Source organism: Streptomyces sp. Ag109_O5-10, from assembly GCF_900105755.1.
Lineage (GTDB): Bacteria > Actinomycetota > Actinomycetes > Streptomycetales > Streptomycetaceae > Streptomyces.
This window is the reverse complement of record NZ_FNTQ01000001.1, coordinates 4,870,990-4,885,020: the sequence shown is the minus strand read 5'-3', so window position 1 is coordinate 4,885,020 and position 14,031 is coordinate 4,870,990. Positions and strand designations below refer to the sequence as shown.

General features: G+C 73.0%; 10 protein-coding genes, 3 tRNA genes and 1 other RNA gene. 8 read left to right on the top strand and 6 right to left on the bottom strand.

Going from position 1 to position 14,031, the window contains the following annotated elements; genetic code table 11:
* The first annotated feature begins 88 nt into the window (after positions 1-88).
* The 8 genes from BLW82_RS22365 to BLW82_RS22330 all read left to right on the top strand — a co-directional run bounded on the left by BLW82_RS22365 (position 89) and on the right by BLW82_RS22330 (position 4,582).
* On the top strand, positions 89-406 hold the full coding sequence (locus BLW82_RS22365) for a histone-like nucleoid-structuring protein Lsr2 (protein ID WP_093501104.1): 318 nt from the start codon (positions 89-91) through the stop codon (positions 404-406).
* Positions 407-542: 136 nt separating this feature from the next.
* Positions 543-614: transfer RNA gene (locus tag BLW82_RS22360), tRNA-Gly, on the top strand.
* A gap of 81 nt (positions 615-695) precedes the next feature.
* Positions 696-771: transfer RNA gene (locus BLW82_RS22355), tRNA-Gly, on the top strand.
* Positions 772-914: 143 nt separating this feature from the next.
* Positions 915-1,835 carry an ABC transporter ATP-binding protein gene (locus tag BLW82_RS22350; protein WP_093501102.1) on the top strand — a complete coding sequence of 307 codons (921 nt, stop codon included), beginning with the start codon at positions 915-917 and terminating at the stop codon, positions 1,833-1,835.
* Positions 1,832-2,593 carry an ABC transporter permease gene (locus BLW82_RS22345; protein ID WP_093501100.1) on the top strand — a complete coding sequence of 254 codons (762 nt, stop codon included), beginning with the start codon at positions 1,832-1,834 and terminating at the stop codon, positions 2,591-2,593. Before BLW82_RS22350 ends, BLW82_RS22345 begins: the two co-directional genes overlap by 4 nt.
* 38 nt (positions 2,594-2,631) lie before the next feature.
* On the top strand, positions 2,632-3,876 hold the full coding sequence (locus BLW82_RS22340; protein ID WP_093501098.1) for a sensor histidine kinase: 1,245 nt from the start codon (positions 2,632-2,634) through the stop codon (positions 3,874-3,876).
* The gene (locus tag BLW82_RS22335; RefSeq protein ID WP_093501096.1) at positions 3,873-4,487 is read left to right on the top strand and encodes a response regulator transcription factor; all 615 of its coding nucleotides are present in this window, start codon (positions 3,873-3,875) and stop codon (positions 4,485-4,487) included. The genes BLW82_RS22340 and BLW82_RS22335 overlap by 4 nt, the downstream gene beginning before the upstream one ends.
* 22 nt (positions 4,488-4,509) lie before the next feature.
* Positions 4,510-4,582, top strand: a tRNA-Gly gene (locus BLW82_RS22330).
* Between the two features lie 102 nt (positions 4,583-4,684).
* Here the strand turns inward: BLW82_RS22330 and BLW82_RS22325 are convergent.
* The 6 genes from BLW82_RS22325 to ffs form a co-directional block, all read right to left on the bottom strand.
* Positions 4,685-5,584 (bottom strand): phosphoribosylaminoimidazolesuccinocarboxamide synthase, encoded by a 900-nt coding sequence (locus BLW82_RS22325; RefSeq protein ID WP_093501094.1) that lies wholly within the window; start codon positions 5,582-5,584, stop codon positions 4,685-4,687.
* A 107-nt stretch (positions 5,585-5,691) separates the two neighbouring features.
* The gene (locus BLW82_RS22320) at positions 5,692-7,188 is read right to left on the bottom strand and encodes a N,N-dimethylformamidase beta subunit family domain-containing protein (RefSeq protein WP_093501092.1); all 1,497 of its coding nucleotides are present in this window, start codon (positions 7,186-7,188) and stop codon (positions 5,692-5,694) included.
* 281 nt (positions 7,189-7,469) lie between these two features.
* Positions 7,470-9,356: a M48 family metalloprotease gene (locus BLW82_RS22315; protein WP_093501090.1), complete on the bottom strand. Its 1,887-nt coding sequence runs from the start codon at positions 9,354-9,356 to the stop codon at positions 7,470-7,472.
* A gap of 286 nt (positions 9,357-9,642) precedes the next feature.
* Positions 9,643-10,905, bottom strand: a complete 1,263-nt coding sequence (gene purD, locus BLW82_RS22310; protein WP_093501088.1) for a phosphoribosylamine--glycine ligase — start codon at positions 10,903-10,905, stop codon at positions 9,643-9,645.
* 815 nt (positions 10,906-11,720) lie between these two features.
* Positions 11,721-13,880: a DNA polymerase III subunit gamma and tau gene (locus BLW82_RS22305; RefSeq protein WP_093501086.1), complete on the bottom strand. Its 2,160-nt coding sequence runs from the start codon at positions 13,878-13,880 to the stop codon at positions 11,721-11,723.
* A gap of 45 nt (positions 13,881-13,925) precedes the next feature.
* An RNA gene (ffs, locus tag BLW82_RS22300) (signal recognition particle sRNA small type) lies at positions 13,926-14,024 on the bottom strand.
* Between the last annotated feature and the right edge of the window lie 7 nt (positions 14,025-14,031).

Sequence of the window (14,031 nt, the reverse complement as noted above, 5' to 3'; positions counted from 1 at the left end):
TCGGCACGTCATCTTCCGCCGTCGCGGTCATCGCCGATGAGCTGTCGATGAGCTGTATAGACGTGCCACACGAAGGGACCGAATATTCGTGGCGCAGAAGGTCGTGGTCACTCTCTTTGACGACATCGACGGCTCGGAAGCGGCGGAAACGATCGCCTTCGGACTCGACGGCAAGTCCTACGAGATCGATCTGAATCAAGCCAACGCGAAGAAACTGCGCAGGGCCCTGGAGCCCTACGTGGTGGCCGGCCGCAAGCGGTCGAAGTCGGGCAAGGCGTACCGGCAGACGGAGGTCGCCCCCGACCCGGCGGCCGTCCGCGCCTGGGCGCAGGCGAACAAGATGGATGTCCCGGCCCGCGGCCGCATCCCGAAGAAGGTGTACGAGGCGTTCAGCGCCGCCCAGTGACAGGTGCGGCCGGCTGCCCTCAGGGTGCGTCAGCCGCCCCTGAGAGCAGCCGACTTGCGCTACCCCCCTGCTGATCAGCTAATGTCTGGAGCACGCCGACGGGCCCGGCCGAAAAGCCGAAGCCCACGGAGTACATGCGGGTGTAGTTCAGTAGTAGAACATCCCCCTTCCAGGGGGAAGGCGCAGTGTGCAATTCCTGTCACCCGCTCTGCACCGCCGGTCCTGAGCATGCTTGTGGATCAGGTAGGCTGGTGCTCGCACCGATCGGTGGGAGCCGGTCGGGAGCAGTGCGGACGTAGCTCAGTTGGTAGAGCGCAACCTTGCCAAGGTTGAGGTCGCGAGTTCGAGCCTCGTCGTCCGCTCCAGCTCATAGAGGAAACCCCAGTCAGATGGCTGGGGTTTTTTCGTGTAGCCGCCTCCGCGCACCGCTGCGCCCTCTGACATTTGTCATGGCGAGTGATGACACCGCGCACTGCTCCCCGGCTCCGGCCACGGGGACGCTGGAGTCATGAACTACGAACACGTGATTGAGGTCACAGATCTCCGGCGTGTCTACGGGGGCGGGTTCGAGGCGGTCCGCGGAGTCACCTTCTCCGTGGCCCGCGGGGAGATCTTCGCTCTGCTCGGCACCAACGGTGCCGGAAAGACGTCGACGGTCGAACTGCTGGAGGGCCTCGCGCCGCCCGACGGCGGCCGGGTACGGGTGCTGGGCCACGACCCGCACCGGGAGCGGGCCGCCGTACGCCCGCGCACCGGCGTGATGCTCCAGGAGGGCGGCTTCCCCTCCGAGCTGACCGTCGGCGAGACGGTACGGCTGTGGGCCGGCTGTACGACGGGAGCCCGTCCCACGGCCGAGGCGCTCGGCCTGGTCGGGCTCGGCGGCCGGGCGGACGTCCGGGTCAAGCAGCTCTCCGGCGGTGAGCGGCGCCGCCTCGACCTGGCACTCGCGCTGCTCGGCAGACCCGAGGTGCTGTTCCTGGACGAGCCGACCACCGGACTGGACGCCGAAGGCCGCCGGGACACCTGGGAGTTGGTGCGCACACTGCGCGACGAAGGGACGGCCGTGCTGCTCACCACGCACTACCTGGAGGAGGCCGAGGGCCTCGCCGACCGGCTCGCGATCCTGCACGAGGGACGCATCGCGGCCGCCGGGACACCGGGCGAGGTGACCGCGGGCCGGCCCGCGCGGATGTCCTTCGAACTGCCCGCGGGCTACTTCCTCGGGGACCTGCCGCCGCTCGCCGCGATGGGCGTGTGCGGACACGAACTCGACGGCGGCCTCGTCCGGCTGCGGACCCGCGAGGTGCAGCGGACCGCCGCCGCGGTCCTGGGCTGGGCCGAACGGGCCGGGGTCGAACTGCACCGGCTGGAGGTGCGGTCCGCCTCCCTGGAGGAGGCGTTCCTGGGGATCGCGGAGGCGACCGCGTGAACACGGTGGTCACGGCGCGGCTGCGCGCCCTCTCCCGCGCCGAGCTGCTCCTCTTCGGCCGCAATCGCGGCGCGGTGCTCACCGCGCTGCTCATGCCGCTCGTGCTGCCGGTCAGCGTGCGGCCCGCGATCGACCAGGCCGGCCCCAAGGGAATCGGCCTCGGCACCCTGACGCTGACCGCCGCGATCGGCTTCTCCTTCCTGTTCGCCGTCTACAGCTCGCTGGTCGGCGCGTTCGTCGCCCGCCGCGAGGAACTCGTCCTGAAACGGCTGCGCACCGGCGAGCTGTCCGACGCGGAGATCCTGACCGGCACCGCGCTGCCCGTTCTCTGTCTCGGCCTGGCCCAATCGCTGCTGCTGGCCGTCGGCTGCACGGCGCTGCTCGACGCGGGCGCGCCCAGAGCGCCGTACCTCACGCTGCTCGGGCTCGTCCTCGGCCTGCTGCTCAGCGCCGCGCTCACCGCGCTCACCGCGGCCTTCACCCGGACCACCGAGAGCGCCCAGATCACCGCGGCGCCCCTGGTCCTCGTGTCCATGATGGGCTCGGGCATCGCCGTCCCCGCGGACGTCCTGCCGCATCGGCTCGCCTCGGTCTGTGAACTCCTCCCGCTCTCCCCGGCGGTCCGCCTGGTCCGCGCGGGCTGGACCGGGGAACTGAGCGCCTACGAGGCACTGGGCGCGGTCGCCACCGCGCTGGCCTGGACCGTGGTCGCGGTGTTTGCTGTACGCCGGTGGTTCCGCTGGGAACCCCGGCGCTGAGAGGAACGAGACGCGGGGAACGAGGGGATCGGGACCGGATGAGCGGGGCAGCAGGCGGCTGGTGGCGGCGGAAGACCACCCCCGCCAAGGTCGAGACGTACACGCGCTGGTCGTTCCACTTCTTCGCGGTGATCGAGGTCGCGGTGCTCGGGCTGCCGGTGTTCTCGCAGGCCGGGCCGGGGGTCGCGGGCTGGCTGATGGCGATGGTCGTCGTCCACGCGCTGCTCTGCGCGGTGACCGCCTCCCGGGCGCTGGACTGGACGCGCGGCCGGCGGGGGCAGCCGGTGCGGCTGCTGTGGGCGCTCGCCGCGGCGACGTACGTCTTCGCCGTCGTCGCCCTCGTCCTGCGCGAGCACGGGTCGGGGCCGGACATGAACGCCGTCGGCGGCAGCGTCTTCACCGGGGTGCTGGCCTTCGGCGCCGGGACCACGGCGCTCGGGGTGCACCACCGCAAGCGGGTACTGTCGCTCGTCGCGGGCTTCGCCTGCGGTGCCGGAGCGGTCTCCTTCCCGCTCGGCTACCGGGGGGTGGCCGCGCTGCTGACCGCGTTCGTGGTGTTCCTCGGCGGTGCGTTCCTCGCCTTCACCTCGATCTTCTCCGTCTGGCTGCTGAACGCCGTCTACGAACTCGACGAGGCCCGCGAGACCCGCGCACGGCTCGCCGTCGCCGAGGAGCGGCTGCGGTTCGGGCGGGATCTGCACGACGTCCTCGGCCGGAACCTCGCCGTCATCGCCCTCAAGAGTGAACTGGCCGTCCAGCTGGCCCGGCGTGAACGGCCCGCGGCCGTCGACCAGATGATCGAGGTGCAGCGGATCGCGCAGGAGTCGCAGCGGGAGGTCCGCGATGTCGTCCGGGGCTACCGGGAGGCCGACCTGGGGACCGAACTCGCCGGTGCGCGGGGCGTGCTGACGGCCGCGGGAGTCGACTGCGAGGTGACCGGCGACGCCGCCGGGCTGCCCGCCGAGGTGCAGTCGGCGCTCGGCTGGGTGGTACGGGAGGCGACCACCAACGTGCTGCGGCACGGGGACGCGGGACGGTGCACGGTGGGGTTGCGGGTGCGGGAGGGACACGTGGTCCTGACGGTGGAGAACGACGGAGTTGTGGCGCGCGGGACGGGCGGAGGCGGTGGGTCCGGGCTCGCCGGGTTGCGGGAGCGGCTCGCGGAGGTCGACGGGACGCTGGAGGCCGGGCCGGTCGGGACGGACGGGTTCCGGGTGGTGGCCTCGGTACCGCTGTCCGGTCGCACGACGGCCGATACGAGTGTGAGTGGAGTCACTTCATGACGTCTCCGGTACGGCTGTTGCTCGCGGACGACGAACATCTGATCCGGGGTGCGCTGGCCGCGCTGCTCGGCCTCGAGGACGATCTGGTCGTCGTCGCGGAGGCGGCGAGCGGGCCCGAGGCGCTGGCCATGGCGCAGGCCCACCGGCCCGACGTGGCGGTGCTGGACCTGCAGATGCCGGGCGCCGACGGTGTGAGGGTCGCCACATCGCTCCGCGCCGAACTGCCCGGCTGCCAGGTGCTGATCGTCACCGGTCACGGACGGCCCGGGCATCTCAAGCGGGCGCTGGCCGCCGGAGTGCGCGGGTTCGTCCCGAAGACGGTGAGCGCGCAGCGGCTCGCCGAGATCATCCGGACCGTGCACGCGGGAAACCGGTACATCGACCCGGAGTTGGCCGCCGACGCGATCTCCGCCGGAGACTCCCCGCTGACCGCGCGGGAGGCGGAGGTGCTGGAGCTGGCGGCCGACGGGGCGCCGGTCGCGGAGATCGCCGAGCGGGCCGCGCTGTCACCGGGAACCGTGCGGAACTACCTCTCCGCGGCCGTCACCAAACTCGGTGCGGAGAACCGTCATGCGGCAGTGCGTCTCGCACGGGAGCGAGGTTGGGTATAGTTGCTCTCGCGCCACGGCGCATGCGGACGTAGCTCAGTTGGTAGAGCGCAACCTTGCCAAGGTTGAGGTCGCGAGTTCGAGCCTCGTCGTCCGCTCAGAGAAGAAGGCCCCCGGTGAGTTGCCGGGGGCCTTCCGCGTCGTCCGGGGCCTTCGTCACCCCGCTCCCGGGCGCAGGGGCCCGGGAGACGCCGCCGTCGTCACGACCAGGTGTTGCCCGTCAGGCGCTCGTACGCCTCGATGTACTTCGCGCGGGTCGCCTCGACCACCCGCTCCGGCAGCGGCGGCGGGGGCTGTTCGCTCCCGCGGTCCCAGCCGGACTCGGCCGAGGTCAGCCAGTCGCGCACGTACTGCTTGTCGAACGACGGCTGGGCGCGGCCCGGCTGCCACTGGTCGGCCGGCCAGAAGCGGGACGAGTCCGGGGTGAGGACCTCGTCGGCGAGGACGAGGGTGTCGTTCTCGAAGCCGAACTCGAACTTCGTGTCGGCCAGGATGATCCCCCGGTCCCGGGCGATGTCCCGGGCCCTGCCGTACACCGCGAGGGTGGCCTGGCGCAGCTGGGCGGCGGCCTCGGCGCCGACCTGGCGGGCGACCTCCTCGTACGACACGTTCTCGTCGTGCTCGCCGACCTCGGCCTTGGTGGCCGGGGTGAAGATCGGGGCGGGCAGCTCGGAGCCGTCGACCAGGCCCTCGGGCAGGGCGAGGCCGCAGACCGTGCGGGACTCCTGGTACTCGGCGAGGCCCGAGCCGGTGAGGTAGCCGCGGGCCACGCACTCCACCGGGAGCATCTTCAGGGACTTGCAGACGAGGGTGCGGCCCGCCCAGTCGGCGGGGGCGCCCTCGGGCAGCTCGGTGCTGATGACGTGGTTGGGGACCAGGTCGGCGAGCTTGTCGAACCACCACAGGGAGAGCTGGGTCAGGACCCGCCCCTTGTCGGGGATCTCGGTCGGCAGCACCCAGTCGTACGCGGACATGCGGTCGCTGGCGACCATCACGAGGTCTCCGGCCGCGTTCTGGTACAGCTCGCGCACCTTGCCGGTGTGCAGATGCACCAGGCCCGGCACCTCCACGGGCTCGGGCTTTTCGACGAATCCGGACACGGTTCCTCCCCGTGGTTCTGTACAGGTGCCCTCGATTCTCCCGTATGCCGGGTTGTGCACGGACATCGGGGCCGCGCGGACACCTGTGCGGAGCCGTCGTGCCCGCGTCAGTCGTGCTTGCAGATGCGGTCCAGGAGATTGGCGGTGGCCCGCTGGACGCGGGGGTCGATGTGGCCGGGGCGGTCCAGGGCCGGGGACCAGGCGAAGGTGCCGGCGGCGAAGACCAGGGCGCCGGAGGGAGCGCGGTAGAGGGAGGTCTCCTGATGGCGCAGGACGCCGTCGTTGTCGGTGTAGGGGGAGTGGGCGAGCAGGATGCGCTCCTCGTGCTCGGGCAGTGCGGTACGCGGGAAGTAACGGTCCGCCTCACCGGCCACCAGGCCCGGGAGTTCGTCGCCCTCGTGCGCGCCGGTGGCCTCCCAGAGCCAGTGCCCCGCGTTGCGCACGATCAGGGGGTACGGCTCGGGCACCCGGCCCGCGTACTGGATGCCGACCGTCTGCTGTTCGGGCCGGTCGATCTCGCGCCAGAGCACGGGCTTCCCCGGGCCCTTGCGTTTTCGGCAGGTCAGCAGGCGGTCCGCGACCCCGGACGGCGAGGGGCCCAACTCCACCTGCCAGTACATGGTGTTGGCGGAGAGGAAGACGAGGCTGGTGCCGCTGTCCCGGGCCAGCTCGACGGTGCGGCGCATCTGCGGCGACCAGTACTCGTCGTGGCCCGGGAAGACCAGGCCCCGGTAGCGGGTGGGGTCGACGCGGCCGGCGTGCAGGTCGCGGGCTTCGGCGTAGGCGATGTCGTAGCCGTAGCGCTCGGCCCAGCGGATGAAGTCGTAGGCGTGGCCGACGTGCAGCGGCAGGCCGGCGCCCGCGTACGGCCGGTCGAAGGAGACGGTGGTCGCCGCGTCGGCCTCGCCGAGCAGCCGGCCCCGCTCGTCCCAGGCGTGGTACAGGCTGGCACCGGTGCGGCCGTCCTCCGGGTAGAGGTTGTACGCCTGCCAGGTGACGTCCGGCAGCAGGAGCAGCAGGTCGGCCGGGTGGTCGTCGCGGATCGTGAAGGGCACGTGGGAGCGGTAGCCGTCGGCGGTGGTGAGCACGGCGACGTACGCGCCGATGCTCCAGTACGACGGGACCTGCAGCCGCCAGGACAGCCACCAGTGGTGGCAGGAGACCGTGCGGTCGGCGGCCAGCGGCGGGGGCTGGACGATGCCGGACAGCCGGGGGCTGGTGGTGATCTTGGACGCGCCGTCGCCGCCGTAGTGACCGATGCGGTAGATGTCGACGCTGAACTCCTGCGGCGGGTCGACGGTGATGTGGAAGTCGACGGCCTCGCCCGGGGTGACCGCGCCGGTCGAGGTGAACCCCTTGATCTGGCGGTGCACGTCGTCCGCGGAGCGCGGGCCGCCGTCGGCCGAGCGCGGTGCCGGGACCCGCGGGTTCTCGCCGGTGGGCTGCGGCCGGCTGGGGTCCACGTACCAGGGGACGACATGACCGGTGTCGTCGAAATAGGTCTCGCTGCCGCGCAGCCAGGGGACGGGTCCCTGACCGAAGGGGTCCGTGACGGCGTGCGCGAGTGCTCCCGACTCCCAGCGGCGGATCTGGTCCGATGCCATGGTGGCTCCCCTCCCTCGTGCCCCCGTGAAGTGTGCTGATACGAGCCGACGTGCGGTGTGTGCGATGTGCGCGTGCGGTGCGGTGCCGTTCCGTGCTGTGTCGTCCTGTGCCGAGTCGTGCTGTCCGTGTCGTGACCGGGGCGTCTGTCTTATGTCGGATGCGCTTGCCACACCCGGCAACGGTCCCAGCACATCACATAACGCACGCGTACGGTCACGGTTCGTCGCGAATTTGCCTGAAGTGGAACAGTTCGCTCCGCTAAAGCGTCGAAACGCCCAGGTCAGACCAGCCGGACCGGTTTCTCGGGACGTATTCCGGACTCGACCAGCCAGGCCCGCAGCGGGGCCGGGTCTCCCTCCTCGATGAGGCTGAGGATTCTGGGCGTCAGGTCGGCGGCGCGCTCGCCGTCGACCAGCAGGGCCGGACCGTCGAGCCAGTCCAGGCCGGGGGTGGCTCCGGCGGTGTCCATGGCCGCGCAGCACACCATCGCCTTGACGTGGTCGGCGAGGAGTTCGCGGGCGGTGCGCGGGGGCTGGAGCGGGAAGAGGGGCAGCGCCCCGTCGTCCCAGAGGGGACTGGGGCCGCCCTGGCCGCCGGCGGCCGCCGGGCAGCCGGGGCGCGTGGTGTCGACCGTGCTCGCGTGCGCTCCCTCGTGCTCCTCGCGGGCGAGGGCCGCGGTGAGGCCGGCGGCGAGGGCGGCGCTGCGTGCGGTACCAGTGGGCTCGCCGTCCGCCTCGTCGTCGTAGCCGGGTATGTCGTAGCCGGGTATGCGGACGTCGTGGCCGGGGGTGCGGTGGTCTTGGCCGGAGGCGCGGGGATCGCCGTCGGAGGTGCGCGGGTCGTCGTCGTGGGCCCGGAGGCAACGGAGCCTGTCGGCGGCGGCCGGGTCGGTCAGATGGTCGAGGACCCGGGCCAGGGTGGGGCCGCCGGGGTCCGGGGCGCCGGGGTCGAGGGTGGCGCGGACCCCGAGGGCGTCCAGGACGCGGTGCAGGCGGGCCGCCTCGGTGCGCCAGGTGCGGTCGACGACCTCGTCCGGGTACTCCTGCCAGGCCACCGGCGACCAGGCCGGTCCTGGCTCGGCGGGGCCGCCGTGGAAGAGGCGGGCCGCGAGCAGCGAAGCGGCCTCGTCCACGACGCCCGGTTCCTCCAGCAGGTCGCAGGCGGGCCGCTCGCCCAGCCGGGAGGCGAAGCCCTCGGCCAGCCGGTCGCGCCGGGACAGCTCGGTGAGGGCCGCGACCACGCCCGCGTCCAGCCGGGAGGGCCAGCGGCCCATCCGCCAGGCGGGCAGTGCGACCCGGGTCAGCAGCCGGTCCCAGCCGGCGTAGGCCAGGCCGACCTGTTCCTGGGCGACGATCCGCAGGCCGTAGTCGACCGCCTGGGCTCGCTCGGCGGCCGCGGCGGCCACCCCGCGCTCCATCAACGCCGCGTGCTCCCGGCAGCCCCGCAGCAGCAGCCTCGCCACCCAGGCGATGCCCGCGCCCGCCAGGCGGATGACCGGACGTCGGGCGGGCGCCGCGGAGACCGCCACCGCCGCGTCCAGGCCCCGTACGAACCGGCGGGCGGCCGCTATGTCCGGATGCGCCGAGGGTCCCGTGCCCGCGACGACCGGGGCGAGGACCGCGCGGAGCTCGCCGACGCGCATCCACCACAGGAACGGGGAGCCGATGACGAGGACGGGGGCGGCCGAGGTGCGGCGGTGCAGGCCGGGGGTGCCGAGCTCGTCGCCGCCCTTGGGCGCGGGCGGGCCGTGGGCCGGGTGGGTGCGGTCCTCCAGCCAGCTGTCGCAGTCCGGGGTGAGCGCTATGGCGGAGGGCGCCGGCACCTCGAGGCGGTCGGCCAGGTCGCGCACCATCCGGTACAGGTCGGGGGCGGACTCCTCCGGGATCGGCACCGTGGGGCTCACTGCCGGGCGGGCGCGGGCCACGACCAGGGCGATGCCGGCGGCGGCCAGCAGCACGACGACCGCGAGGGCGCCGACGGTCCAGCGGGCGGTGTCCCAGCCACGGCCGACGAAGTGGCCGGTGGATCCGCCGGCCAGCAGGATCACCGTGGCCGCGGCGGGCAGCAGCGCCACGGCCAGGGCACGGCCGCGGACGCGCAGGACGGCGAGGGCCCGGGTACGCGCTGCCTGCGCTCCCACCTCCGCACCGATACCGGTACTGGTCACGTCGGGACCTCACCCCCTCCCTGCTGTCCTCGGCCTGTCCTGGCTGTTGCTCACTCCCCCACTGTGGCACCCGCCACTGACATCGCAATGCCGGTGGGCCAAGTGCCGGAATGCTTGCGCCGCACCCTAGTTGGGGGTTCGGCCCCCGTCAGCCGGATGGGGCATCGGTCACTCGATGGAATGGCTTTGGTCAGAGGTGATCGACAGAAAGCAACGATCAGGCCCCGGATTTCGGGTCCGGGGCCTGATCAGGGACGGGTCTGCGGGAACAGCGGAGACGCCGGGGTCAGGCCTCCTGGGCCTGGGCCGCCGCCTTCGCGGCGATGTCCGTACGGTGCTGGGAACCGTCGAGGCCGATCCGCGCGACCGCCGCGTACGCCCGCTCACGGGCCTGGGTCAGGTCCGCGCCGGTCGCCGTGACGGAGAGGACCCGGCCGCCCGCGCTGACGACGTCGGCACCGGCCCGCTTCGTGCCCGCGTGCAGGACGTAGGCGTGCGGCGCGTCCTCGGCGGCGACCGCGTCGAGGCCGGTGACGGGGTCGCCGGTGCGCGGGGTGTCCGGGTAGTTGTGCGAGGCGACGACGACGGTGACGGCCGCCTCGTCGCGCCAGCGCAGCGGCGGGAGGTCGGCGAGGGTGCCGTTCGCGGCGGCGAGCAGGACACCGGCCAGCGGGGTCTTCAGGCGGGCGAGGACCACCTGGGTCTCCGGGTCGCCGAAGCGGGCGTTGAACTCGATGACCCGCACGCCGCGCGAGGTGATCGCGAGGCCGGCGTAGAGGAGACCGGAGAACGGGGTGCCACGGCGCCGCATCTCGTCGACGGTCGGCTGGAGGACGGTCTCCAGGACCTCGTCGACGAGCTTGGGGTCGGCCCAGGGCAGCGGGGAGTAGGCCCCCATGCCGCCGGTGTTCGGGCCCTCGTCTCCGTCCAGGGCGCGCTTGAAGTCCTGGGCGGGCTGGAGCGGGAGGACCGTCACGCCGTCGGTGATCGCGAAGAGGGAGACCTCGGGGCCGTCCAGGAACTCCTCGATGACGACGCGGTCGCAGGCGGCGGCGTGCGCCTTGGCGGCGTCCAGGTCGTCCGTGACGACGACGCCCTTGCCGGCCGCCAGCCCGTCGTCCTTCACGACGTACGGTGCGCCGAAGGCGTCCAGCGCCTCGGCGGCCTCCTCGGCGTTTGTGCAGACGTACGAACGGGCGGTGGGGACTGCGGCGCCCGCCATCACGTCCTTGGCGAACGCCTTGGACCCCTCGATCTGCGCGGCCGCCCCGGAGGGACCGAAGACCGGGACACCCGCCTCGCGCACGGCGTCGGCGACCCCGGCGACCAGGGGGGCCTCCGGGCCGACGACCACCAGCTCGGCGCCGAGTTCCAGGGCGAGCGCGGCCACCGCCCCGCCGTCCAGGGCATCGACCTGGTGCAGCTCGGCCACCTCGGCGATGCCGGCGTTGCCGGGGGCGCAGTGCAGCGCGGTGACGTCGGGATCGAGGGACAGAGAGCGGCACAGGGCGTGTTCGCGGGCGCCGCTGCCGATGACGAGGACCTTCACGGAGGCCAGCGTAGCCGGGTGGGCCGACTGGAGGTTCCTCCAAGGGGGCCAGGCCGAGCAGTGGCTGCCTGCCGAGGCGGCCCCCCATGGAGGCTGCCGCCCCCAATCCCCCGCTTCGGCCCGAACGGCCTCGTCCTCAAACGCCGGACGGGCTGGGGCGGTTGCCGCCTCAATCACCTGACGGCCCTGTGGGGGGTAGCCACCTCAATCCCGCGACCGGCCGAGGGGGACTGCTGCCTCAATCACACGACCACCCGAAGCGGGGTGATAACTACCTCGAACGTCGGACAGACCGAAGGGTGATCGCTGCCTCAATCACGCGACCACCCGAAGCGGGGTGATAGCTACCTCGAACGTCAGACAGACCGAAGGGTGATCGCTGCCTCAATCACGCGACCACCCGAAGCGGGGTGATAGCTACCTCGAACGTCAGACAGACCGAAGGGTGATCGCTGCCTCAATCACGCGACCGGCCGCGGGGCAGTGTGCTTCAACGCCGGATGGACCGAGGGCTGATAGTCGCCTCAATCACGCGGCCGGCCGCGGGGCGATTGCTGCCTCGATCATCTGACGGGGCGAGCGGCAGCGCCCCGTGAGGGGCGCGGGGAACTGCGCGAGCGGCCACGACGGCGCCGCAGTGGGCGTACGGCGAATCGCGGCAGTCTCAGCGGACCGAACGCCGGACGGACGGCAGCCGCCTACGATCTCCCGCGCTGGATGCGCTGAGACACCTGGGGGCCCGGGGAACCCCGGCGGCCCGCAGCCACCCGCCGAGCCGCACCCTCTGCCTCCGAGCCGTCGGCTGCCGCCACGCGTCACTCGTTCTGGATCTCCTCGACCACCGTCGCCCCCAGTTCCTTCACGATCAGTTCATGGCCGGAGAGAGCCGACTCGTCGAGGTCGGGGTCGTCCTCCTCGGGGATGTCGTCCTCGGGGGACACCGGCGGCGGTTCCGGGGCGACCGGCGCGGAGGCCGGGGCCTGGGCCGCTGCTCTCGGGACGGACGGCGGGCTCTGGGCCGGGGCGGCGGCCGCCGGGGTTTGCTGGACGGGCGCGGGGCGGGCCGGGGCCGCGGGGGCCGCGCCGTAGCCGGCGGGCGGAGCCGCGCCACCGCCGCCCGTCGGGTCGACGACCGCCTCGATCCGCCACTGCACGCCGAACTGCTCGCCCAGCGCCTGCCGCAGCACGTCCTCGCTGCCACTGCTCGCGAAGTTGTCGCGGGCGCCGGCGTTGACGAAGCCGATCTGGAGGGTGGTGCCGTCGAACCCGGCGACCTGCGCGTTCTGGCTGAGCAGGATCCAGGTGAAGCGGCGGCGGTTCTTCACCGCCTCCAGGATGTTCGGCCAGAGCACCCGGGGGTCGAGGCCACCGGCAGGGGCGGCAGCGGGGGCCGGGGCCGGGGCGGCCGCCGGGGCCACCGAGGGCTGCGGGGCCTGCTGGGGTGCCGGAGTGGCCGCGGCGGCGCCGCCCGTGGCCGTGGGCCAGCCGCCGGGGCGACGGGTGCCGCCGCCGCCCGCGGGTGCCGCCGTCGGCCAGGCACCGGGTGCGGGAGCGGCCGGGGCGGGCGGTGCCGGAGCCGGCGCGGCGGCGGCCGGAGCCGGGGGCTGTGGAGTCTGCGCCGGGGCCGGGGCGGGGGCCGGGGCCGGGGCGGGGGCCGGGGCCGGAGCCGGAGCCGGGGTCGGCGCCGCTCCGCCTCGTACGGCCGCCCGGGCCGCCGCCGGGCCGCCTCCCTGCTGCACCGGCGCCGAAGGCTGGACGTGTGCCTCGGGACCGGGGACGTACCCCATGGTGGGTGCGCCGCCCCCGCCCGAGAAGTTGACGCCCCGCTCCAGGCGGTCGAGGCGGGCCATCACGGACCGCTCGTCGCCGTAAGCCGCCGGCAGCAGCACGCGGGCGCAGATCAGCTCCAGCTGGAGGCGCGGGGAGGTGGCGCCGCGCATCTCGGTCAGGCCCTCGTTGACGAGGTCGGCGGCGCGGCTGAGCTCGGCGGCGCCGAAGATGCCGGCCTGGGCCTGCATCCGTTCGAGTACGTCGGCGGGGGCGTCGAACAGCCCCTTCTCCGCGGCGTCCGGCACGGCGGCGAGGATCACCAGGTCCCGCAGCCGCTCCAGCAGGTCGGCGACGAAGCGGCGCGGGTCGTTGCCCCCCTCGATGATCCGGTCGACGACCTCGAAGGCGGCGGCGCCGTCCCCGGTCGCGAAGGCCTCGACGACGGAGTCGAGCAGCGACCCGTCCGTGTACCCGAGGAGAGAGGTGGCCATGGCGTACGTCACACCTTCGTCACCCGCCCCGGCGAGCAGCTGGTCCATGACGGACATGGAGTCACGTACGGACCCCGCACCGGCGCGCACCACGAGCGGGAGCACCCCGTCCTCGACGGGGATCTGTTCCTTGCCGCACACCTCGCCGAGGTAGTCCCGCAGCGTGCCCGGTGGCACCAGCCGGAACGGATAGTGATGGGTCCGCGACCGGATGGTCCCGATGACCTTCTCGGGCTCGGTCGTGGCGAAGATGAACTTGAGATGCTCCGGCGGCTCCTCGACGACCTTCAGCAGCGCGTTGAAGCCGGCCGACGTGACCATGTGGGCCTCGTCGATGATGTAGATCTTGTAGCGGCTGGAGGCGGGCCCGAAGAAGGCCTTCTCGCGCAGCTCACGGGCGTCGTCCACACCACCGTGAGAGGCCGCGTCGATCTCGATGACGTCGATGGAACCGGGGCCGTTGCGCGCCAGGTCCTGGCAGGACTGGCACTCACCGCACGGCGTCGGCGTCGGGCCCTGCGCGCAGTTCAGGCACCGGGCGAGGATCCGCGCGCTGGTCGTCTTGCCACATCCACGCGGGCCGCTGAACAGGTACGCGTGATTGACCCGGTTGTTCCGCAGCGCCTGCTGCAGCGGGTCGGTGACATGCTCCTGCCCGATGACCTCGGCGAACGACTCCGGGCGATAGCGGCGGTACAGCGCGAGAGACGACACGCATACGAGGTTATAGGCGCCCACTGACAACCAGCCCCGCCCGCAAACGCAAGCGCCCCCCACGCACCCGCCAGAGCCAACCTACCCTTGCTGCCTTCCGGCCCTGGGGGAGTTCAGTCAGATAGCGCCGCGTGAGGGGCTCCGCACAGAG